Source organism: Pseudomonas asiatica, assembly GCF_040214835.1.
Lineage (GTDB): Bacteria > Pseudomonadota > Gammaproteobacteria > Pseudomonadales > Pseudomonadaceae > Aquipseudomonas > Aquipseudomonas putida_Z.
The window spans coordinates 4239108-4259619 of sequence record NZ_CP157874.1; the positions used below are offsets into that span (position 1 = coordinate 4239108).

General features: G+C 64.2%; 20 protein-coding genes. 10 read left to right on the forward strand and 10 right to left on the reverse strand.

Features of this window, described 5'->3' with window-relative positions:
• Positions 1-114 precede the first annotated feature (114 nt).
• Positions 115-3135 carry a D-2-hydroxyglutarate dehydrogenase YdiJ gene (gene ydiJ / locus ABNP31_RS18995; RefSeq protein WP_350012659.1) on the reverse strand — a complete coding sequence of 1007 codons (3021 nt, stop codon included), beginning with the start codon at positions 3133-3135 and terminating at the stop codon, positions 115-117.
• Between the two features lie 152 nt (positions 3136-3287).
• Here ydiJ and ABNP31_RS19000 point away from each other — a divergent pair, with 152 nt between their 5' ends.
• Complete coding sequence (locus ABNP31_RS19000) at positions 3288-4172, forward strand: LysR substrate-binding domain-containing protein (RefSeq protein WP_085663958.1); 885 nt, start codon at positions 3288-3290, stop codon at positions 4170-4172.
• 176 nt (positions 4173-4348) lie between these two features.
• On the opposite strand, the gene ABNP31_RS19005 is transcribed toward ABNP31_RS19000, so the two are convergent.
• Entirely contained in the window at positions 4349-5767 is a 1419-nt protein-coding gene (locus ABNP31_RS19005) for an amino acid permease (RefSeq protein ID WP_075047028.1), read from the reverse strand.
• Here ABNP31_RS19005 and ABNP31_RS19010 point away from each other — a divergent pair.
• Positions 5766-6185, forward strand: coding sequence for a hypothetical protein (locus ABNP31_RS19010; protein WP_350012660.1), 420 nt, complete (start codon positions 5766-5768; stop codon positions 6183-6185). The genes ABNP31_RS19005 and ABNP31_RS19010 overlap by 2 nt on opposite strands.
• Before the next feature lie 307 nt (positions 6186-6492).
• Here the strand turns inward: ABNP31_RS19010 and rluB are convergent, their stop codons facing one another.
• The 5 genes from rluB to ABNP31_RS19035 all read right to left on the reverse strand — a co-directional run bounded on the left by rluB (position 6493) and on the right by ABNP31_RS19035 (position 10947).
• A complete protein-coding gene (gene rluB, locus ABNP31_RS19015; RefSeq protein WP_350012661.1) occupies positions 6493-7560 on the reverse strand; it encodes a 23S rRNA pseudouridine(2605) synthase RluB in 1068 nt (355 codons plus the stop codon).
• A gap of 275 nt (positions 7561-7835) precedes the next feature.
• On the reverse strand, positions 7836-8606 hold the full coding sequence (gene scpB, locus ABNP31_RS19020) for an SMC-Scp complex subunit ScpB (protein ID WP_274079293.1): 771 nt from the start codon (positions 8604-8606) through the stop codon (positions 7836-7838).
• Entirely contained in the window at positions 8593-9318 is a 726-nt protein-coding gene (locus ABNP31_RS19025) for a segregation and condensation protein A (RefSeq protein ID WP_162276787.1), read from the reverse strand. The genes scpB and ABNP31_RS19025 overlap by 14 nt, the downstream gene beginning before the upstream one ends.
• A gap of 125 nt (positions 9319-9443) precedes the next feature.
• Entirely contained in the window at positions 9444-10073 is a 630-nt protein-coding gene (locus tag ABNP31_RS19030) for an L-threonylcarbamoyladenylate synthase (RefSeq protein ID WP_038408376.1), read from the reverse strand.
• Positions 10074-10086: 13 nt separating this feature from the next.
• On the reverse strand, positions 10087-10947 hold the full coding sequence (locus ABNP31_RS19035) for a PHP domain-containing protein (protein WP_023661025.1): 861 nt from the start codon (positions 10945-10947) through the stop codon (positions 10087-10089).
• Positions 10948-11014: 67 nt separating this feature from the next.
• Here ABNP31_RS19035 and ABNP31_RS19040 point away from each other — a divergent pair, with 67 nt between their 5' ends.
• The 5 genes from ABNP31_RS19040 to ABNP31_RS19060 all read left to right on the forward strand — a co-directional run bounded on the left by ABNP31_RS19040 (position 11015) and on the right by ABNP31_RS19060 (position 14712).
• Positions 11015-11608 (forward strand): septation protein A, encoded by a 594-nt coding sequence (locus tag ABNP31_RS19040; protein ID WP_003259096.1) that lies wholly within the window; start codon positions 11015-11017, stop codon positions 11606-11608.
• Position 11609: 1 nt separating this feature from the next.
• The gene (locus ABNP31_RS19045) at positions 11610-11909 is read left to right on the forward strand and encodes a YciI family protein (RefSeq protein WP_015271283.1); all 300 of its coding nucleotides are present in this window, start codon (positions 11610-11612) and stop codon (positions 11907-11909) included.
• A gap of 206 nt (positions 11910-12115) precedes the next feature.
• Positions 12116-12793, forward strand: a complete 678-nt coding sequence (locus tag ABNP31_RS19050; protein WP_085663953.1) for a response regulator transcription factor — start codon at positions 12116-12118, stop codon at positions 12791-12793.
• Between the two features lie 101 nt (positions 12794-12894).
• A complete protein-coding gene (locus ABNP31_RS19055) occupies positions 12895-13311 on the forward strand; it encodes a Spy/CpxP family protein refolding chaperone (RefSeq protein ID WP_025340137.1) in 417 nt (138 codons plus the stop codon).
• Positions 13312-13371: 60 nt separating this feature from the next.
• Entirely contained in the window at positions 13372-14712 is a 1341-nt protein-coding gene (locus ABNP31_RS19060) for a sensor histidine kinase (protein WP_085663952.1), read from the forward strand.
• Positions 14713-15034: 322 nt separating this feature from the next.
• On the opposite strand, the gene ABNP31_RS19065 is transcribed toward ABNP31_RS19060, so the two are convergent.
• Complete coding sequence (locus ABNP31_RS19065; RefSeq protein ID WP_350012662.1) at positions 15035-15592, reverse strand: nitroreductase family protein; 558 nt, start codon at positions 15590-15592, stop codon at positions 15035-15037.
• Positions 15593-15694: 102 nt separating this feature from the next.
• On the opposite strand from ABNP31_RS19065, the gene ABNP31_RS19070 reads away from it, so the two are divergent.
• Positions 15695-17149, forward strand: coding sequence for a TrkH family potassium uptake protein (locus ABNP31_RS19070; protein ID WP_013973677.1), 1455 nt, complete (start codon positions 15695-15697; stop codon positions 17147-17149).
• On the opposite strand, the gene ABNP31_RS19075 is transcribed toward ABNP31_RS19070, so the two are convergent.
• Entirely contained in the window at positions 17106-18167 is a 1062-nt protein-coding gene (locus tag ABNP31_RS19075; protein ID WP_085663950.1) for an AraC family transcriptional regulator, read from the reverse strand. The genes ABNP31_RS19070 and ABNP31_RS19075 overlap by 44 nt on opposite strands.
• Before the next feature lie 152 nt (positions 18168-18319).
• On the opposite strand from ABNP31_RS19075, the gene ABNP31_RS19080 reads away from it, so the two are divergent.
• A complete protein-coding gene (locus tag ABNP31_RS19080) occupies positions 18320-18631 on the forward strand; it encodes a DUF962 domain-containing protein (protein ID WP_025340141.1) in 312 nt (103 codons plus the stop codon).
• Positions 18632-18773: 142 nt separating this feature from the next.
• Here the strand turns inward: ABNP31_RS19080 and ABNP31_RS19085 are convergent, their stop codons facing one another.
• Entirely contained in the window at positions 18774-19586 is an 813-nt protein-coding gene (locus ABNP31_RS19085; protein WP_085663949.1) for a UDP-2,3-diacylglucosamine diphosphatase, read from the reverse strand.
• A gap of 131 nt (positions 19587-19717) precedes the next feature.
• Here ABNP31_RS19085 and ABNP31_RS19090 point away from each other — a divergent pair, with 131 nt between their 5' ends.
• A complete protein-coding gene (locus ABNP31_RS19090; RefSeq protein WP_085618601.1) occupies positions 19718-20485 on the forward strand; it encodes a helix-turn-helix transcriptional regulator in 768 nt (255 codons plus the stop codon).
• The last annotated feature ends 27 nt before the right edge of the window (positions 20486-20512 follow it).

The following is a 20512-nucleotide window of genomic DNA, read 5'->3' on the forward strand; positions in this document are numbered from 1 at the left end:
GCGCGTTGCGCCCCTTTCGCGACACAAGGCCGCTCCTACAAGAAAAACGCGATCTCTTGTAGGAGCGGCCTTGTGTCGCGATGGGCTGCAAGGCAGCCCCCGGGGCCGTGAAGGTCAGCGCTGAGCGTACTGCAGCACCACTTCCAGCGGGTGGCGCATCTGCCGCTCGGTCATGCGCTTGACCTGGCTGCGGCACGAGTAACCGGTCGCCAGCGGCTCGCCTTCCTTGTCCAGCTTGGTCGCCCACGACTGCTCGAAGATGGTCCGCGAGGTGTCCTGGTTACGCGCCTCGTGCCCATAGGTACCGGACATACCGCAGCAGCCAGTCGCCTCGGTCACCAGCTTCAGGCCAAGGCGGGCGAACACCTGCTCCCACTGCCTGGTGCTGGCCGGCACGTTGGTCTTCTCGGTGCAGTGCGCCATCAGGCGGAAATTGCCCGGCGCGGTCGGTGCCTGCTCCGGCAGCACATCCATCAACCACTCCTGCGGCAACAGCACCTGCGGGCAGCCATCCAGGCCCGGCACTTTCTGGTACTCCTGGCGATACACCAGGGTCATTGCCGGGTCCAGGCCCACCAGCGGCACGCCGCACTTGGCCAGGGCCTTGAGCTGGGTGGCATTGCGGATCGCCGCCTTGGCGAACGCACCGAGGAAGCCCTGAACGTGCAGTGGCTTGCCGTTGGCACTGTACGGCGCCAGGAACACCCGGTGGCCCAGGCGGTGCGCCAGGTCGATGAAGGCCGACAGCAGCGGTGTCTCGAAGTAACGGGTAAATGCATCCTGCACCAGCACGATGCTGCGCTCGCGCTGGGCCGGGGTCAGTTCACGCAGGGCCGGCACGCTGGCCACGCCGACGCGGCAGCGGGTCAGGGTGGCCTGGAAGTTGAAGCGACTGATCAGCGGGCTGTCGACCATGCCGACCTTGTCGGCCAGCAGCTTGCTCACCCACTTCGAGCCCATCACCGCGTTGTACAGCCCGGGCGCGTGGGCCAGGTACGGGATGGTGAACTCCAGCGAACCGATCAGGTAGTCACGCAGCGGGCGCTGGTAGCGGCCGTGGTACAGCTCGAGGAAGCGCGAGCGGAAGTCCGGCACGTTGACCTTGATCGGGCACTGCCCGGCGCACGACTTGCACGCCAAGCAGCCGGCCATGGCGTCGTACACCTCATGGGAGAAGTCTTCCTGGCCCTGGCTGCGCGCACGGTTGTTGCGCAGGCGTGCCGGCAGGCCCTTGAGCCAAGACACCTTGTTGCGTGCCGCCGCCAGCACGTCGATATCGGCTTCGCCCTGCAGGCGCAGCCATTCGCGCATCAGCGAGGCACGGCCCTTGGGCGAGTGCTGGCGCTCGCGGGTGGCCTTCCACGACGGGCACATGGCGTCGTTGGGGTCGTAGTTGTAGCAGGCGCCGTTGCCGTTGCAGTGCACGGCGCTGGGGAAGTCCTGCCACACGCGCTCGTCGATGGTGCGGTCGAGATCGCCGCGCAGGGTCACGCCATCGACCGGGGTCAGGCCTTCGGCACTGCCCAACGGGGTGCAGATCTTGCCCGGGTTGAGCTGGTTGTGTGGGTCGAAGGCGCCTTTAAGGCGCTGCAGCGCCGGGTACAGCTCGCCGAAGTACTCCGGCACGTATTCAGAACGCAGGCCCTTGCCGTGCTCGCCCCACAGCAAGCCGCCATAGCTTTTGGTCAGCGCCGCCACGGCGTCGGAAATCGGCTTGACCAGTGCGGCCTGGGCCGGGTCCTTCATGTCCAGCGCCGGGCGCACGTGCAGCACGCCGGCATCGACGTGGCCGAACATGCCATAGGCCAGGCCGTAGCCATCGAGCAGTGCACGGAAGTCGGCGATATAGTCGGCCAGTTGCTCCGGCGGTACCGCGGTGTCTTCCACGAACGGTTGCGGGCGTACTTCGCCCTCGACGTTGCCCAGCAGGCCCACCGAACGTTTACGCATGGTGTAGACGCGGGTCACCGCCTCGGCGCCCTCGGCCAGGGTATGGCCCAGGCGCTCGACGCTGGTGTCGTTCTGCAGGTGCTGGATGAACGCTTGCACCTTGGCATTGACCTCGGCCGGCTCGTCGCCGCAGAACTCCACCAGGTTGATGCCCAGGGTCGGGCGCTCGGGGTCGGCCGGGAAGTATTCGGCGACGCTGTGCCAGACGATATCCTTCATCGCCAGCATCAGCACCTTGGAGTCGACGGTCTCGATCGACAGCGGCTTGTGCGCCATCAGCGCGTTGGCATCACGCAGTGCATCCATGAAGCTGGTGTAGCGCACGTTGACCAGCACGGCGTACTTGGGGATCGGCAGCACATTGAGCTTGGCTTCGACCACATAGCCCAGCGAGCCCTCGGCACCGCACAGCACGCTGTTGAGGTTGAAGCGGCCCTGCTCGTCGCGCAGGTGCGCCAGGTCGTAGCCGGTCAGGCAACGGTTGAGCTTGGGGAAGGTGGTTTCGATGAGGTCGGCCTGGGTTTCCTGGATTTCCCGCGCCATGCGGTACACCTCGCCGACCCGGCCGGGCGCGGCACAGGCCTGTTCCAGCGCGGCATCGTCGATCGGCAGGCTGTGCAGGCGCTCGCCACCGAGCAGCACGCTGTGCAGCTCCAGTACGTGGTCGCGGGTCTTGCCATAGGTGCAGCTGCCCTGGCCACTGGCATCAGTGTTGATCATGCCGCCGACAGTGGCGCGGTTGGAGGTGGATAGCTCGGGGGCGAAGAACAGCCCGTGCGGCTTGAGCGCGGCGTTGAGCTGGTCCTTGACGGTACCGGCCTGCACCCGCACCCAGCGTTCCTCGACGTTGATTTCGAGGATCTTGTTCATGTGCCGCGACAGGTCGACGACGATACCGTCGGTCAGCGACTGCCCGTTGGTGCCGGTACCACCGCCGCGCGGGGTCAGCTTGACCTGCTGGAAGCGCTCCTCGGCCATCAGCGTGGCGACCCGCGCCACATCGTCGGCGTCCAGCGGGAACACCGCCGCCTGTGGCAAGCGCTGGTAGATCGAGTTGTCGGTGGCCAGCACCGTGCGGGTACCGTAGTCGGCACTGATCTGGCCACGGAAGCCGCTGTTGCGCAGGGCTTCGAGGAATTCGGGGTAGTTGGCGCTCGGGGCAACGGTCGACAGCTGGGCGATCATCGAAGGATGGCCTCTTGATATTGGCTAATTCACGGGATTCCTGTCGTTCCGGCATGGGTTATGGCATGCAGGGATGACGTATAGGCCAATGTTCCTGTAGTTTCGCTTCAGGGGCAAACGGATAATCCTGCCGCTATTAATGACTTTCATGAATGAATTACCGCCATCTGACCCCATCCATGTCGCTGCTACTGGCTTTCGAGGCTGCCGCCCGGCATGAAAGCTACACCCGCGCCGCCGCCGAGCTGTCGCTGACCCAGAGCGCGGTCAGCCGCCAGGTGCAGGCGCTGGAGCAGCAACTGGGCCTGACCCTGTTCCGCCGCGAGGGGCGCCAGGTGCAGCTGACCGATGTCGGCCGCCTGTACCAGCGCGAGCTCAGCGAGGCACTGGGGCGCATCCGCAGCGCCACCTTGCAGGCACTGGCCTACCAGTCGGGGGTGGGCACCTTGCGCCTGGCCACCTTGCCCACCTTCGGCTCGAAATGGCTGCTGCCACGGCTGCACGCCTTCTACAGCGCCCACCCGGGCATGCTGGTGCACATACATTCACGCATCGAAGCCATCAACTTCGACACCAGCGAGATCGATGCCGCCATCGGCGTGGCCAGCCACGACCTGCCGGGGTTGATCTGCCATCGCCTGCATGCCGAGGAACTGGTGGTGATATTGCCGCCGGAGGCTGGCGCGGACAGCCAGGGCTGGAACCCTGCACGCATCAGTGAAGAGGTGCTGCTGAATGTGGCCAACAACCCGCATGCCTGGGGCGAGTGGTTCTCGCACCATGGCCTGGCGCACCGGGCGATGCGCCTGGGGCCGAGCTTCGAGCTGACCTCGCACCTGATCCAGGCGGTACGCGCCGGGATCGGCATCGGCCTGGTGCCGCGCATACTGGTGGAGGAAGAACTGGCCAAGGGTGAGCTATACAGCCCCGGGGTGGCATTTGCCAGCCAGCGCAGTTATTACCTGATCTACCCACCGCGCAATGAGGCGTTGCCGTCGCTGCGGGCGTTTCGCAGCTGGTTGCTGGAGCAGATCTGATTTTTGCCTGTGCCGGCCTCTTCGCGGGTAAACCCGCTCCCACAGGTATAGCGCTGCTTTCAGGTCAGGTGATGTCCCTGTAGGAGCGGGTTTACCCGCGAAAAGGCCGGTACAGGCAATAAAAAACCCGAAGCCAGTTCCTGACTTCGGGTTATTTGTACGCTACCTGCAGCGCCTTACTTGGCCACGCTACCAGCAGCCCCAAGCGCCTGCGCCCTGCGACGCGGCTTGACCATGTAGACCACGAACATGGCGAACAGCCACACCGGGATCGCATACACGGAAACCTGGATACCCGGGATCATCGCCATGATGCCCAGAATCAGCACCACGAACGCCAGGCAGATGTAGTTGCCATAGGGGTACCACAGCGCCTTGAACAGCGGCTTCTGGCCAGTGCGGTCCAGGTGCTGGCGGAACTTCAGGTGCGAGTAGCTGATCATCGCCCAGTTGATCACCAGGGTGGCCACTACCAGCGACATCAGCAGCTCCAGCGCGTTTTGCGGCATCAGGTAGTTGAGCAGCACCGCGATCAGCGTCACGCCTGCCGACACCAGGATCGAGCGCACCGGTACACCGCGGCTGTCGACCTTGGCCAGCGACGCCGGGGCGTCACCTTGTTCGGCCATGCCCAGCAGCATGCGGGCGTTGCAGTAGGTGCCGCTGTTGTACACCGACAGCGCTGCAGTCAGGACCACGAAGTTCAGCAGGTGCGCAGCCACATCACTGCCCAGCAGCGAGAACACCTGCACGAACGGGCTGCTGCCATAGCTGCCGCCGGACGCATCGATGCTGGCGACCAGGTTGTCCCAGGGGGTCAGCGACAGCAGCACCACCAGGGCACCGACATAGAAGATCAGGATACGGTAGATGACCTGGTTGATCGCCTTGGGGATCACGGTCTTCGGCTTGTCGGCCTCGGCAGCGGTGAAGCCGAGCATTTCCAGGCCACCGAAGGAGAACATGATAAAGGCCAGGGCCATCACCAGCCCGCTGACACCGTTCGGGAAGAAGCCGCCGTGCGACCACAGGTTGGCCACGGTGGCTTCAGGGCCGCCGCTGCCGCTGGTCAGCAGGTAGGCACCCAGGCCGATCATGCTGACGATGGCCACCACCTTGATGATGGCAAACCAGAATTCGGCCTCACCGAAGAACTTCACGTTCATCAGGTTGATGGCGTTGATCAGCACGAAGAACGCTGCCGCCGTGACCCAGGTAGGGATCTCCGGCCACCAGTAGTGGACATATTTGCCGACCGCCGAAAGCTCCGACATGCCCACCAGGATGTACAGCACCCAGCAGTTCCAGCCCGACAGGAAGCCGGCGAAACCACCCCAGTAGGTGTGGGCGAAATGGCTGAACGAGCCGGCCACCGGCTCTTCGACGATCATTTCGCCGAGCTGGCGCATGATCATGAAGGCGATGAAGCCGCAGATGGCGTAGCCAAGGATCATCGACGGGCCAGCGGATTTCATCACGCCTGCCGAGCCGAGGAACAGGCCGGTACCAATCGCACCGCCGAGGGCGATCAACTGGATATGGCGGTTCTTCAGGCCCCGCTTGAGCTCGCCTGAATGCATGTTTTGTCCACTCATGAACGAAGTCACCTGCATTGTTTTTATCTGTGACGGAATCGGACCCACCGCGCTCGTGGCGCAGCGGAATGGGCAAGGTGGTTACCTTGGGTTTCCTGACCTCAGGTGCCGCCGGGGCGGGTCAACCAGGCGTGATCAAGAGTGCGCGGTACGCAAGGGAGTCACAGGTAAAACGCGGCGCACTGTATACCCCTGCAAACGCGCAGGCGTCAACGCGTTGCATCGTTTCCTCGGGAAAAAACGCAGCGATCCTGTGGTGTGGGCCTTGAAAGGCGAAGTGATCGGCGTACATGGCGCCTCCATTTGTTGTTTTGTCAGCCTGGCTCTGTGGACAGGCTTTGCACACGGCAATGGCGGCTATAACACCGTGGGGCGGGGCTTTGGGCAAGGGTGGGCGGGGCTTGGCTGGCTGTTTTGACGGGGAGTCGGCGGCAAGGTTTGTTTACACGATTCGACTTAATCTGAAATCCGGGCTGAAATCGACCACATTCGTACAATTTTCTTTACAGGGTGGTTCGGGAACTTGCCAGTCGTCCGAAAATTCTTTTTGTTCAATGTCTTGGGGCCGCTTTGCGGCCCATCGCGACACAAGGCCGCTCCTACAGGGACCGCGTCAATTTCAGTAGGAGCGGCCTTGTGTCGCGATGGGCTGCGCAGCAGCCCCAAAATCTCACAGGCATAAAAAACCAGCCCGAAGGCTGGTTCTCTTTCAACGCAAAGGCCAATCAACCACGCGGTTTGCCGCGGCCACGCCCTGCCGGCTTGTCACCTTCAGGCTTGGCCGGACGCTTGCGCATCTCGCTCGGGCGCTCGGCCACGGTGCTGCCACGGCCGGTCTTGCGCGGGGCCTCTTCGCGCGTCTGGCGCGCAGGGCGTTCGCCGGCAGCAGCACCTTCGTGAGCCGGGCGCAGGTTGCGCACGCGCTCGCCACGGCCCAGCGGGCGGGTCGATTTGCGCTGCAGGCGCTCCATCTTGTCCTTGGCCTTGAGCTTCATGGCTGGCAGCGCCACCGGCTGCAGGCCCACTTCAGCAGCGAGGATGTCGATTTCGCCCTGGCTCATTTCACGCCAGCGGCCCATCGGCAGGTCGGAGTTGAGGAACACCGGGCCGAAACGCACGCGCTTCAGGCGGCTGACCACCATGCCCTGGGACTCCCACAGGCGACGCACTTCACGGTTGCGGCCTTCCATCACCACGCAGTGGTACCAGTGGTTGAAACCTTCGCCACCTGGTGCCTTCTGGATGTCGGTGAACTTGGCCGGGCCATCTTCCAGCATCACGCCGGCCTTCAGGCGCTCGACCATCTCGTCGTCGACCTCACCACGCACACGTACCGCGTATTCACGGTCCATCTCGTAGGACGGGTGCATCAGGCGGTTGGCCAGTTCACCGTCGGTGGTGAACAGCAGCAGGCCGGTGGTGTTGATGTCGAGGCGGCCAATGTTGATCCAGCGGCCTTCTTTCGGCCGTGGCAGGCGGTCGAACACGGTCGGGCGGCCTTCCGGGTCGTCACGGGTGCAGATTTCGCCATCGGGCTTGTTGTACATGATCACCCGGCGGGTGGCCTCGGCGGCCTCTTCGCGCTTGATCAGCTTGCCATCCACGGCAATGGCGTCGTGCAGGTCGACGCGCTGGCCGAGGGTGGCCTCGACGCCGTTGACCTTGATGCGGCCCTGGCTGATCCAGGCCTCGACGTCACGGCGCGAGCCAACGCCAATGCGCGCCAGCACTTTCTGCAGCTTTTCGCCGGATGGAGGGGTGATTTCGGTATCTTGCAGGTCTTGCTCACTCATCTGGGCACCTCCCGGTGTAGGAATGAAAATAAGGGTTCTGGCGACGAACGCGCCAAAAGGTCGCGCATCATACGCGGTTCGGCGGGGGAACGCACTGGAGGGTAGAGGGTTTTGTGGGCATTGCGAGGGGTTTCTGCCTAATGGTTATGTATTGGCAGTACCGGCCTCTTCGCGGGTAAACCCGCTCCCACAAGTACCGCATCACTCTCAGGACCTGTGATATCCCTGTGGGAGCGGGTTTACCCGCGAAAGGGCCAGCACAGACAACAGAAGACTCAGGGCTGCAACTTGCCGTCCTCTTCCACAGCAGCCTCAGTCTCTTCCTCGCGCAAATCATCGAAATCGGTCTTCAGCCCCTCTTCCATGGCATCCAGCTCCACCAGCAGGCTACGGAAGCTGGTCTCCTCCTTCGGCTCGGCAACCTCTTCCTCTTCCCCAAGGCTGGCATCCGCCAATGCCTGCAGGTGCGCCGGCACTGGCGCATCATCCGGGTCGAGCAGCGGCTCGGGCTCCATCTCCCGCAGCTCGGCCAAGGCTGGCAGCTCGTCCAGGCTCTTGAGGTTGAAATGGTCGAGAAACGCCTTGGTAGTGGCGAACATCGCCGGCCGCCCGGGCACTTCGCGGTAGCCGACCACGCGGATCCACTCGCGCTCCATCAGGGTCTTGATGATGTTGCTGTTCACCGCCACGCCACGCACATCCTCGATTTCGCCACGGGTGATGGGCTGGCGGTAGGCGATCAGGGCCAGGGTTTCCAGCAGCGCGCGCGAGTAGCGCTGCGGGCGTTCTTCCCACAGGCGCCCGACCCACGGCGCAAAGTCTTCGCGAATCTGCAGGCGGTAACCGCTGGCCACCTCCTTGAGCTCGAAGGCACGGCCATTGCACGACTTGCCCAGCAGCTCCAGAGCCTGCCTGAAGACCTTGGGCTCCGGTCGCTCGGCTTCCTCGAACAGTTCGTACAGGCGCTCCAGGGATTGCGGCTTGCCCGAAGCCAGCAGGAAGGCTTCGATCAGCGACGCCAGGTCGCGGGGTTCATTCAGGTTCATCAGGTTCTTCAACAAGCGCCGGGCGAAGCCGCACGTGGATGGCGGCGAAGGGTTCATTCTGCACCAGTTCGATCAGCGATTCCTTCACCAGCTCGAGAATCGCCATGAAGGTCACCACCACGCCCAGCTTGCCCTCCTCGGCGGCGAACAGCTCGACGAACGGCACGAAACCGCCACCCTTCAGGCGTTCCAGCACCTGGCTCATGCGTTCGCGGGTGGACAAGGTCTCGCGGGTGATCTGATGGCTTTCGAACAGGTCGTTGCGGCGCATCACCTCGGCCATCGACACCAGCAGCTCTTCCAGGCTGACCTGGGGCAACAGCTTGCGCACCTTGGCCTGCGGTGCCTCCAGGCGCGGCACCACCACCTCGCGGCCAACCCGTGGCAATTCATCGATACCTTCGGCGGCGGCCTTGAAGCGTTCGTACTCCTGCAGCCGGCGGATCAGTTCGGCGCGCGGGTCACCCTCCTCCTCCTCGACGTCGGCCGAGCGCGGCAGCAACATGCGCGACTTGATCTCGGCGAGCATGGCAGCCATCACCAGGTATTCGGCGGCCAGCTCCAGGCGCACGCTCTTCATCAGCTCCACATAGCCCATGTACTGGCGGGTGATTTCCGCCACCGGGATGTCGAGGATGTCGATGTTCTGCTTGCGGATCAGGTACAGCAACAGGTCCAGCGGGCCTTCGAAGGCTTCGAGGATGACTTCCAGGGCGTCCGGCGGGATGTACAGGTCCAGCGGCAGCTCGGTCAGGGCTTCGCCATAGACCAGGGCCAATTGCAGTTGGCGAGGCAACTCGGCCTGTTCGGCCGGTGCCTCGGGCGTTTCCACCTGGCTCACGCGTTGACCAGGAACGGCGTGGGGTCGCCGCAGCCTTCACGGACCAGTTCCGGTTCATCACCGGAGAGGTCAATGATGGTCGATGCCTTGAGGTCACCGAAACCGCCGTCGATCACCAGGTCGACATGATGCTCCAGGCGCTCACGGATCTCGTAAGGATCGGTCATTGGCTCGGTGTCGCCCGGCAGGATAAGGCTCACACTCATCAACGGCTCGCCCAGTTCAGCCAGCAAGGCCAGGGTGATGGCATGGGCCGGCACCCGTAGCCCGATGGTGCGGCGTTTATCGTGCAACAGCAGGCGCGGCACTTCGCGCGTGCCATTGAGGATGAACGTGTAAGGCCCCGGCACATGTGCCTTGAGCAGACGGAAGGTGCCGGTATCGACCTTGGCGTACAACCCCAGTTGCGACATGTCGCAGCACATCAGGGTGAAGTTGTGGGTCTTGTCCAGCCCGCGCAGGCGCCGCACCCGTTCGATGGCCGCCTTGTCACCCATCTGGCAACCCAGCGCATAGGCCGAATCCGTCGGGTACACCACCACACCGCCCTTGCGGATAATCTCGACGGCCTGCTTGATCAGGCGCTGCTGCGGGTTCTCCGGATGAATCTGGAAAAATTGGCTCACGTAGTCGTCCTGTTCATACCGCCAAAGGCTGTTCATGGCTGAATCGGCGCCACAGAGGTGGCAGGTCCTCGGGCAAAGGCCGGTAGGCACCGATCTCGCCCCAGGTGCCGGGGCCGTGGAAGTCACTGCCAGCGCTTGCCAGCAGGCCGAACTCACGGGTGAGGATGGACATGGTGCCCACCTGCTCGGCAGGCATCATCCCGTTGACCACTTCAAGCGCCTGCCCGCCTGCCTGAATATAGTCGGCAATCAGCCTTCTGCGCTTGCTGCGGGTCAGATCGTAGTGCATGGGATGCGCCAGGCTCACCCAAGCGTTGGACTGGCGCAGGGTGGCGACGGTTTCATCGAGGGTAGGCCAGTGCTGCTTGACGTCCCCCAGCTTGCCGGCGCCCAGCCATTTGCGAAACGCCTCGCCGCGGTCCTTGACGTGCCCGGCACGCACCAGGTACTCGGCAAAATGCGGGCGCGCCGGGGCGTTGCCGCTATCGCCCAGTTCGTGCTGTACGGCGCGAGCGCCGTCGAGGGTACCGGGCATGCCCTTGGCCGCCAGCCGTTTGTCGATTTCTTCGGCGCGCAGCCAGCGGCCACGGTGCAGCGCTTCGATCGCCGCCAGCAGGGGCGGTGCGTCGAGCGGGAAGTCATAGCCCAGCACATGGATGGTCGCGCCACCCCAGGTGCACGACAGCTCCACCCCGCTGACCCAGTGCATGCCCTTGTCGCGGCACGCCTGGCGCGCCTCGGGCAGGCCTTCGATGGTGTCATGGTCGGTCAGTGCCAGCGTTTGCACCCCATGCTCATGGGCCCGGGCGACCAGTATCGAGGGCGACAGGGCGCCGTCGGAGGCCGTGCTGTGACAGTGCAGATCAACATTCATGGAGGAGCGCTTTCGCTGGAATCGATGTTTGTTATTATGCCGTCACATCCCGATTCTGGCTGCCATTGTGAAACAATTCATCGATTTCATCCCGCTGCTGCTGTTCTTCATCGTCTACAAGCTCGACCCGCGCCCCATGGAAGTCGCCGGCCACAGCTTCGAATTCGGCGGCATCTACAGCGCCACGGCCATGCTGATCATCAGCTCGCTGGTGGTCTACGGCGCGCTGTTCCTGCGCCAGCGCAAGCTGGAAAAGGGCCAGTGGCTGACCCTGGTGGCCTGCCTGGTGTTCGGCGGCCTGACCCTGACCTTCCACAGCGAAACCTTCCTGAAGTGGAAGGCGCCAGTGGTGAACTGGCTGTTCGCCCTGGGCTTCGCCGGCAGCCACTTCATCGGCGACCGGGTGCTGATCAAGCGCATCATGGGCCACGCCCTGAGCCTGCCCGATGCCATCTGGACCCGCCTGAACCTGGCCTGGATCGGCTTCTTCCTGTTCTGCGGCGCGGCCAACCTGTTCGTCGCCTTCACCTTCCAGGACTTCTGGGTCGACTTCAAGGTGTTCGGCAGCCTGGGCATGACCGTGATGTTCCTGGTAGCGCAGGGCGTGTACCTGTCGCGCCACCTGCACGACGACCCTTCTACCTCCAAACCCAAGGATTGACATGCTCTACGCCATCATCGCCAGCGACGTCGCAAACTCCCTGGAAAAGCGCCTGGCCGCCCGCCCGGCGCACATCGAACGCCTGCAGCAGCTGAAGGCCGAGGGCCGCGTGGTACTGGCAGGCCCGCACCCGGCCATCGACAGCAACGACCCGGGCGAAGCGGGTTTCAGCGGTAGCCTGATCGTTGCCGAGTTCGACTCCCTGGCCGCGGCGCAGGCCTGGGCCGATGCCGACCCTTACATTGCCGCGGGTGTGTACGACAAGGTGGTGGTCAAGCCGTTCAAGCAAGTGCTGCCTTGATCTGAGACCGCGTGGGCTTCTTCGCGGGCTTGCCCGCTCCCACAGGGACCACCACAGGTCCTGAGGTTTGTGGGTTACCTGTGGGAGCGGGCAAGCCCGCGAAGAAGCCCACGCGGTACCGGCAGTTATACTGTTGCCATCAGTCTGCGGTATCTTTGCCACTGGCGGGCCGAATAGCCGCCGTCAATGGTTGAATTGAGTGAGTCATGAGCGAGCTGTTACTGATAGATGATGACCAGGAGCTGTGCGAGCTGCTCGGCAGCTGGCTGACCCAGGAAGGGTTTACCGTGCGCGCCTGCCACGATGGCCAGAGCGCACGCCAGGCCCTGGCCACGCATGCCCCGGCGGCCGTGGTGCTGGACGTGATGCTGCCCGACGGCAGTGGCCTGGAACTGCTCAAGCAGTTGCGCAGCGAGCATGCCGAACTGCCGGTGCTGATGCTCTCGGCCCGCGGCGAGCCGCTGGACCGCATCCTCGGCCTGGAACTGGGCGCCGACGACTATCTGGCCAAACCCTGCGACCCGCGTGAACTCACCGCTCGCCTGCGTGCCGTGCTGCGCCGCAGCCACCCCACCGCCACCACCAGCCAGGTGGAACTGGGCGACCTGGTCTACAGCCCTGCCCGTGGCGTGGCCTGCATCGATGGCCGCGAAATGACCCTGACCCTGTCCGAAAGCCGCATTCTCGAAGCCCTGCTGCGCCAACCCGGCGAGCCGCTGGACAAGCAGGAACTGGCGCAGATCGGCCTGGGCCGCAAGCTGACCCTGTACGACCGCAGCCTGGACATGCACGTCAGCAACCTGCGCAAGAAGATAGGCCCCCACGCCGATGGCCGGCCGCGCATCGTCGCCCTGCGCAGCCGTGGTTATTACTACTGCCTCTGAACTTCTTTACCGAGCCTTTACCATCCACTGACCGCGCTTGACGGTGATCTCCCTAGACTGTGCTCATCCGGTAACCACCGGCCCATGAAAGGAGAGACACCATGCGCAAGACCCTTATCGCCCTGATGTTCGCCGCCGCCCTGCCGACCGTGGCCATGGCCATGCCTGAAGGCGGCCCGCGCCACGACGGCCCACATCATCGCGGTGATGCGCCTTTCCACCAGCTGGACCTGAGCCGTGACCAGCGCCAGCAGATCGGCAAACTGATGGGCGAGCAGATGAAACAGCGCCGCGACATCACCGAGCGCTACCTGTCCAAACTGCCGGCCGCCGACCAGAAGGCGATGAAGGACGAACTGCAGGCCAACCGCGACAAGACCGACAGCGCGGTCCGTGCCCTGCTCAAGCCTGAGCAGCAGAAGAAGTTCGACGAACTGCAGAAGGAACGCGCCGCACAGAAAGCCGAGTGGCAGGAGTTCCAGGCCTGGAAAGCTGAAAAAGGCAACAAGGCCCAGTAAGCTGTCCGCCCGATGCCCGGCCCGCCTCAGTGCGAGCCGGGCTTTTCTTGTTTGCAGGAGGTGCACTTGCGTTCACTGTTCTGGCGCATCCTGGCCAGTTTCTGGCTGGCCATCACCCTGGTTGCGGGCCTGTCGATCCTGCTGGGCCATATGCTCAACCAGGACGCCTGGATCCTCAGCCGCCACCCGGGCCTGAATACCCTGGCCAGCAAGTGGGCCAAGCATTACGAACAGGAAGGCCTGGCTTCGGCACAGCACTTCCTGGAACGGCGCAAGGACCGCTACAAGATCGACGTGCAGGTGCTCGACGACAGTGGCGAAGCCGTGGTGCCCGGCACCTTCCCGCGCCGTGCGGCGGCCTTCGAGGCACGCCAGCACAATGACCAGCGGCGCCTGCCGTGGCGCCGGTTGACCGAGGAATACACCAGCCCCGACACCGGCGAGACGTACCTGCTGATCTACCGCATCCCCCACCCGGCGCTGGATGCCTGGCACCGCGAAAGCCTGTTGTGGCCGCTCAGTGCGCTGGGCATTGCCCTGGTGGTGCTGACCCTGTTCAGCCTGCTGGTGACCCTGTCCATCACCCGCCCGCTCAGCCGCCTGCGCAGCGCCGTGCATGACCTGGGCCAGACCACCTACCAGCAGAACAGCCTGGCGCAGCTGGCGGCGCGGCGTGACGAGTTCGGCGTGCTGGCCAAGGACTTCAACAAGATGGGCGCGCGCCTGCAAAGCACCATCGGCAGCCAGCGCCAGTTGCTGCGCGATGTGTCCCACGAACTGCGCTCGCCGCTGGCCAGGCTGCGTATCGCCCTGGCCTTGGCCGAGCGCGCCGAGCCTGAGCAGCGTGAGGCGCTGTGGCCACGCCTGACCCGCGAATGCGACCGCCTGGAAGACCTGATCAGCGAAATTCTCGCCCTGGCGCGGGTCGATGCCGAACAGGCCCATGCCGAGCCGGTCGACCTCAACGCCCTGCTCGGCAGCGTACGCAAGGACGCCCAGCTCAGTGCACCAGAGCAGGACGTGCGCCTGGAGGCACAGCCGGGGTTGACCTTGCAGGGTTGGCCAACGCTGATCGAGCGTGCCGTGGACAACCTGCTGCGCAACGCCCTGCGCTTCAACCCGCAGGGCCAGCCGATCGAAGTCAGCGCCGTGCGCGAGCAGGACCGTATCGTGATCAGCGTGCGTGACCATGGGCCGGGAGCGGCGGCGGAACACCTGGCGCAGCTGGGGGAACCGTTCTTCCGTGCGCCGGGGCAGGATGCGCCGGGGCATGGGCTGGGGCTGGCGATTGCACGCAAGGCGGCGGAGCGGCATGGTGGCAGCCTGGTGCTGGAGAACCATCCACAGGGGGGCTTTGTGGCGCGGCTGGAGTTGCCTGTGACTGAAGCGACAGGCAGTTGATCTGATGTAAATGCTCCCGGCCTCTTCGCGGGTAAACCCGCTCCCACAGGTACCTGTGCAAGGCCTGAAATTTGCGCCACACATGCGGGAGCGGCGGGCGGTTGATGTGCTGTAAAGGCACCCGCCCACTTCCACAGGTACTGTGCAAGGCCTGAATTTTGCGCCACACCTGTGGGAGCGACAGGCGGTTGATGTGCTGTAAAGGCACCCGGCCTATTCCACAGGTACTGTGCAAGGCCTGAAATTTGCGCAACACCTGTGGGAGCGGGTTTACCCGCGAAAGGGCCGGATGCCTTGATACGGCAATCAGCCCAAGGCCGCGTTACTCGCCCCAGGCACTGACGAAATCTGCAGTTTCCAGAGTCGGCGCGGTGCGCGGCTCGGTCAACGGCGTACCCACATACAGATACCCGATCAGCTCCTCGTTCGCGGCCAGCCCCAGGCCCTTGTGCACATGGGCATCGAAAGCCATGTCCCCGGTGCGCCACACCGCACCGATACCTTGCGCATGCGCCGCAATCAGGATGCCGTGCGCCGCACAGCCTGCCGCCAGCCGCTGCTCGGACTTGGGCACCTTGAAGTGGTCCTGCAGCTTGGCAACGACCACGATCAGAAACGGCGCCCGCAGGGGCATGGCGCGGGCCTTGTCCAGGGCAGCCTGGCTGGCATCCCCCTTGTGCTGCAGCGCTTCGGCGAACAGCTCACCCAGCTTCTCGCGGCCCTGGCCTTCGATGGTGAGAAAGCGCCACGGCCGCAGCTGGCCGTGGTCCGGGGCGCGCAGGGCGGCCTGGAACAGCGCCTCGCGCTGGGCGGCATTGGGCGCCGGGTCGGTCAGGCGTGGCACGGAAACACGGTTGAGCAATGCGTCGAGAGCCTCCATCGGCTACCCTCCTGGCAGGTAAATGTGCCGCCATTCTAGCGTTTACATCACCAGACCCATAGGTAGAATGGCGCCCTTCCGTTTCGAGTCAGAGCAGATCACATGGCGTTGCCGACCTTAAGGATCATTGGTTTCATCATCGGCATCTTCCTGATTACCCTCGCCGTCAGCATGGCCGTGCCCATGGCGACCCTGGTGATCTTCGAACGCACCCGTGACATGCCGTCGTTCCTCTGGTCGAGCCTGATCACCTTCATCGCCGGCCTGGCCCTGGTGCTCCAGGGCCGCCCCGAGCATGTGCACCTGCGCCCGCGCGACATGTACCTGCTGACCGTCAGCAGCTGGCTGGTGGTGTGCGTGTTCGCCGCCCTGCCGTTCCTGCTGACCCAGCACATCAGCTATACCGACGCCTTCTTCGAAAGCATGTCGGGCATCACCGCCACCGGCGCCACGGTGCTCAGCGGGCTGGACAACATGTCACCGGGCATCCTGATGTGGCGCTCGATGCTGCACTGGCTCGGCGGCATCGGCTTCATCGGCATGGCGGTAGCGATCCTGCCGCTGCTGCGCATCGGTGGCATGCGCCTGTTCCAGACCGAATCGTCCGACCGCTCGGAGAAGGTCATGCCGCGCTCGCACATGGTCGCCAAGTCGATCGTGGGGGTATACGTCGGCTTCTCGATCCTGGGCGCGCTGGGCTTCTGGTGGGCCGGCATGAGCCCGTTCGATGCGATCAACCACGCCATGTCGGCGATTTCCACTGGCGGGTTTTCCACCTCCGACCAGTCGCTGGCCAAGTGGGATATCCCGGCCGTGCACTGGGTCGCGGTGGTGGTGATGATCCTCGGCAGCCTGCCCTTCACCCTTTACGTGGCGACCCTGCGCGGCAACCGCAAGGCACTGATCCGCGACCAGCAGGTGCAGGGTTTGCTGGGCATGCTGGTGGTCACCTGGCTGGTGCTTGGCACCTGGTACTGGGCCACCACCAACCTGCACTGGCTCGACGCCCTGCGCCACGTGGCGCTGAACGTGACTTCGGTGGTCACCACCACCGGCTTCGCCCTGGGTGACTACAGCCTGTGGGGCAACTTCTCGCTGATGCTGTTCTTCTACCTGGGCTTCGTCGGTGGCTGCTCCGGCTCGACGGCAGGTGGCATCAAGATCTTCCGCTTCCAGGTCGCCTACATCCTGCTCAAGGCCAGCCTCAACCAGCTGATCCACCCACGCGCGGTGATCAAGCAGAAGTACAACGGCCACCGCCTCGACGAAGAAATCGTGCGTTCGATCCTGACCTTCTCGTTCTTCTTCGCCATCACCATCTGCGTCATGGCGCTGCTGCTGTCGTTGCTTGGCGTGGACTGGATGACCGCCCTGACCGGCGCTGCCGGCACGGTCTCGGGTGTGGGCCCGGGCCTGGGTGAAGTGATCGGCCCGTCGGGCAACTACGCCACGCTGCCGGACGCTGCCAAGTGGATTCTTGCCAGCGGCATGCTGCTCGGCCGATTGGAAATCATCACCGTGCTAGTGTTGTGCATGCCGGCGTTCTGGCGTCACTGACCACCTCGGGCTCGGCACCCAGGCGGGCGCGGTACTCACTGGGCGTGGCATGGAACCAGCGGCGGAACGCCCGGTAGAAGTTGCTGGGGTCGGCAAAACCCAGCAGGTAGGCGGTTTCCAGCAGGGTCATGCCTGGCTGCGCCAGGTACTGTTCGGCCAGTTCGCGGCGGGTATCGTCGAGCAGGGTCTGGAAGCTGGTACCTTCTTCCTGCAGCCGCCGCTGCAAGGTGCGCTGCGACAGGTGCAGGGCCTGGGCCAGGGTTTCGCGCTTGGGCTCGCCCTGCGGCAGGATGCGGCACAGTACCTGGCGCACGCGGTGGGTGACCCGGCTTTCCGAGAAACGCGCCAGGTATTCGCCGGCAAAGCGGTCATGCAGGATGGCCATGGCTTCGTTGGCGGTGGGCAGCGGCGCCTCCATGTCGGCGCGCTCGAACACCAGCGCATCGTGCGGTGCCCCGAACACCAGCGGCGAATGGAACGCCACCTTGTACGGTTCGATATTCTTTGGCTGCGGCCCCTGCACCAGCACCCGGCGCGGTTGCACCGGCCGACCGCTGAGCCAGCTGCACAGCGCCAGCGCGCAGGCCAGCGATGCCTCGGCACTGTGCCGGGTCGGTGGCAGATGGTCGCCGTGTACGGTCAGGATCAGCGAATAACCCTCGGGGCCGAGGACGAAGCTGAGGTCGGAGCTTTCGGCGATGATGCGCTGGTAACGCACCAGGCGTTCGAAGCCTTCGGCCAGGGTGCGGCTGGACATCAACGCATAGCCCACCACATGGAACGACGCCGGGCGCACCACCCGCGCCATGTTCAGGCCTATGGCCTCGTTGCCCGACAGTTCCACCGCCAGTTGCCACAACCGGGTCATGGAGTCCTGGGTGAAGCGCGCGTCGGGGTCGTCGAGGGCAGCGAAATCCAGCCCCAGCTGCTTGAACATGGCCCGGCAGTCCAGCCCTTCCAGTTCGAGTGCCTTCACGATCCCTGATGCCCAGCTGGCCGACGTGGTTCTTTCGCTCATGACAGGCATTTATGCTGACCGCTCCTGCGGTGAACCCCAAGGATATTCAATTGGCGCCTATTGTCACTGATAGGCCTCGCCAGTCACTCTAGACTCGAATCAGGCTCCACGCCGTGCATCTTGTCCAGAAGTATTAATCCCGGAGCACTGTCATGAACCGCACAGCGCAGTTTCGCAGTTTTGCCGAGTTCTACCCTTACTACCTGGGGGAGCACAGCAACCCCACCTGCCGCCGCCTGCACTTCGTCGGCACCAGCCTGGTGATAGCCCTGCTGGCCTATATCATCGGCAGTGGCAAATGGTTGTTGCTGCTGGCCTTGCCCGTGTTCGGCTACGGCTTTGCCTGGGTCGGCCATTTCTTTTTCGAAAAGAACCGGCCTGCGACCTTTACCCATCCGCTGTATAGCCTGATCGGGGATTTCGTGATGTTCAGGGATATCCTGCTGGGCAAGATCAGCCTGTAGATTTTTTGGGGCCGCTTTGCGGCCCATCGCGACACAAGGCCGCTCCTACAAGGTCCGCGTAAATTCCGAGCTTACGCGGTCGTTGTAGGAGCGGCCTTGTGTCGCGAAAGGGCTGCAAGGCAGCCCCCTTGGCCCTCAACCCCTACGCCGGTTCGCGCACCGCCGCCGCTGCCTGCGCTTCACGCGCCTGCGCCTCCGCCAGCCGATACAGCTCGATCGTGCCATCCCAATGCTCGATCAGCGCCGTGCACGACTCCACCCAATCCCCGCAATTGAGGTACTCCACCTCCCCCACCTGGCGAATCTCGGCATGGTGGATATGCCCACACACCACCCCATGAAAACCGCGGCGGGTGCACTCGTGGGCAATGGCATCCTCGAAGTCGCTGATGAAGTTCACCGCGCCTTTGACCTTGTGCTTCAGGTACGCCGAGAGTGACCAATAGCCGTATCCATAGCGGGCACGCCAGTGGTTGAGCCAGCGGTTGAGCACCAGGGTGAACTCGTAGGCACGGTCACCGAGGAACGCCAGCCAGCGGTGGTAACGGGTAATCACGTCGAACTGGTCGCCATGGATCACCAGCAGGCGGCGGCCATCGGCAGTCAGATGCTCGGCCTCGTCCACCAGCTGGATGTTGCCGAGCATCAGCTTGGAGTAACGGCGCAGGAATTCGTCATGGTTGCCGGTGACGTAGATCACCTCGGTGCCGCGCTTGCTCATGGTCAGCAGGCGGCGGATCACGTTGGTATGGGCTTGAGGCCAATAGATTCCGCCGCGCAGCTTCCAGCCATCGATGATATCGCCCACCAGGTAGATGCGGTCGACCTGGTAGCCCTTGAGGAACTGCGACAGGTGTTCGGCCTGGCAGTCGCGGGTGCCCAGATGCACATCGGAGATCCACAGGGTACGCACGCGTTGCTTGCGCGAGGGACGGGACAGTTCGGCATGGGTCATGGGCAGGCTCCGGCGCAGTTTGCTGGAGACTGGCAGGCGCGGATGACAGCGCAGTGGCAAAACCGTTACGAGTGATGGACTGCAGGGAATGAGGCACAATGCGGTTCTGCCCTGCGAGGACGACTCTCCCCATGACCGCCGGCCCGATCCTCTCGCTGCGCCATTACCGCGACAGCCTGATCGCCCACAGCCACGAACACCCGCAACTGGTGTTCGGCCTGCGCGGTCGCCTGGAGTTCGAGGTGCAGGGGCATGGCGCCGGGATCGATCGACAGGGGCTGATCGTGGTACCGGCGGGCGCCCATCACACCTGCACCAGCGATGGCGGCAGCGATTGCCTGGTGCTGGATGTACCAGGGGACCACTGGTTGCGCGAGCAACTGGGCGAACATGCCGATGCCAGCCGCCGCCTGCTCGACCGCCCCGCCGCCCTGGGCCTGGACGAGCGCCAGCAGCAATTGGTGGACTGGCTGGCGACCAGCCCCATGCACGACCCGCTGATTGCCCGGCAAGGGGCAGCGCTGCTGCTGGCCAGCCTCAACCCCACGGCAGCAGCCAGCGTCGCAGCCAGCCAGCGCCTGCCCTATGGCGCCTTCGATGCGCATATCGAGCGGCATGCCGCCTACCCGCTGCAAGTGGCTGACCTGGCGCGCATCGCCGGGTTGTCCAGTGCCCGCCTGCATGCGCGCTTCACCGCAGAATGCGGGATGACGCCGATGGACTACATTCGCCAGCGGCGCTTGCTCAAGGCGCGGCGGCTGGTGATGCAGACCTTGCTACCGATGGGGGAGATTGCGGCGCAGGTGGGGTACAGCTCGCAGAGTGCGTTTTCGGCGGCGATGTTGCGGGCGTTCGGGTGTACGCCGTTGGCTTTGCGGCGAGAGTCTGGCGACAATTGACGCCAGTCTTGCGACAGACCGCCTTTG

Coding starts and splice junctions, on each gene's coding strand:
- rluB (WP_350012661.1), bottom strand. CDS start 7,560: ATGAGTGAGCAAGACCTGCAAGATACCGAAATCACCCCTCCATCCGGC.
- ABNP31_RS19085 (WP_085663949.1), bottom strand. CDS start 19,586: ATGACCCATGCCGAACTGTCCCGTCCCTCGCGCAAGCAACGCGTGCGT.
- ABNP31_RS19010 (WP_350012660.1), top strand. CDS start 5,766: ATGAACGAAGTCACCTGCATTGTTTTTATCTGTGACGGAATCGGACCC.
- ABNP31_RS19055 (WP_025340137.1), top strand. CDS start 12,895: ATGCGCAAGACCCTTATCGCCCTGATGTTCGCCGCCGCCCTGCCGACC.
- ydiJ (WP_350012659.1), bottom strand. CDS start 3,135: ATGATCGCCCAGCTGTCGACCGTTGCCCCGAGCGCCAACTACCCCGAA.
- ABNP31_RS19045 (WP_015271283.1), top strand. CDS start 11,610: ATGCTCTACGCCATCATCGCCAGCGACGTCGCAAACTCCCTGGAAAAG.
- ABNP31_RS19080 (WP_025340141.1), top strand. CDS start 18,320: ATGAACCGCACAGCGCAGTTTCGCAGTTTTGCCGAGTTCTACCCTTAC.
- ABNP31_RS19035 (WP_023661025.1), bottom strand. CDS start 10,947: ATGAATGTTGATCTGCACTGTCACAGCACGGCCTCCGACGGCGCCCTG.
- ABNP31_RS19065 (WP_350012662.1), bottom strand. CDS start 15,592: ATGGAGGCTCTCGACGCATTGCTCAACCGTGTTTCCGTGCCACGCCTG.
- ABNP31_RS19005 (WP_075047028.1), bottom strand. CDS start 5,767: ATGAGTGGACAAAACATGCATTCAGGCGAGCTCAAGCGGGGCCTGAAG.
- ABNP31_RS19070 (WP_013973677.1), top strand. CDS start 15,695: ATGGCGTTGCCGACCTTAAGGATCATTGGTTTCATCATCGGCATCTTC.
- scpB (WP_274079293.1), bottom strand. CDS start 8,606: ATGAACCTGAATGAACCCCGCGACCTGGCGTCGCTGATCGAAGCCTTC.
- ABNP31_RS19050 (WP_085663953.1), top strand. CDS start 12,116: ATGAGCGAGCTGTTACTGATAGATGATGACCAGGAGCTGTGCGAGCTG.
- ABNP31_RS19090 (WP_085618601.1), top strand. CDS start 19,718: ATGACCGCCGGCCCGATCCTCTCGCTGCGCCATTACCGCGACAGCCTG.
- ABNP31_RS19000 (WP_085663958.1), top strand. CDS start 3,288: ATGAATTACCGCCATCTGACCCCATCCATGTCGCTGCTACTGGCTTTC.
- ABNP31_RS19075 (WP_085663950.1), bottom strand. CDS start 18,167: ATGAGCGAAAGAACCACGTCGGCCAGCTGGGCATCAGGGATCGTGAAG.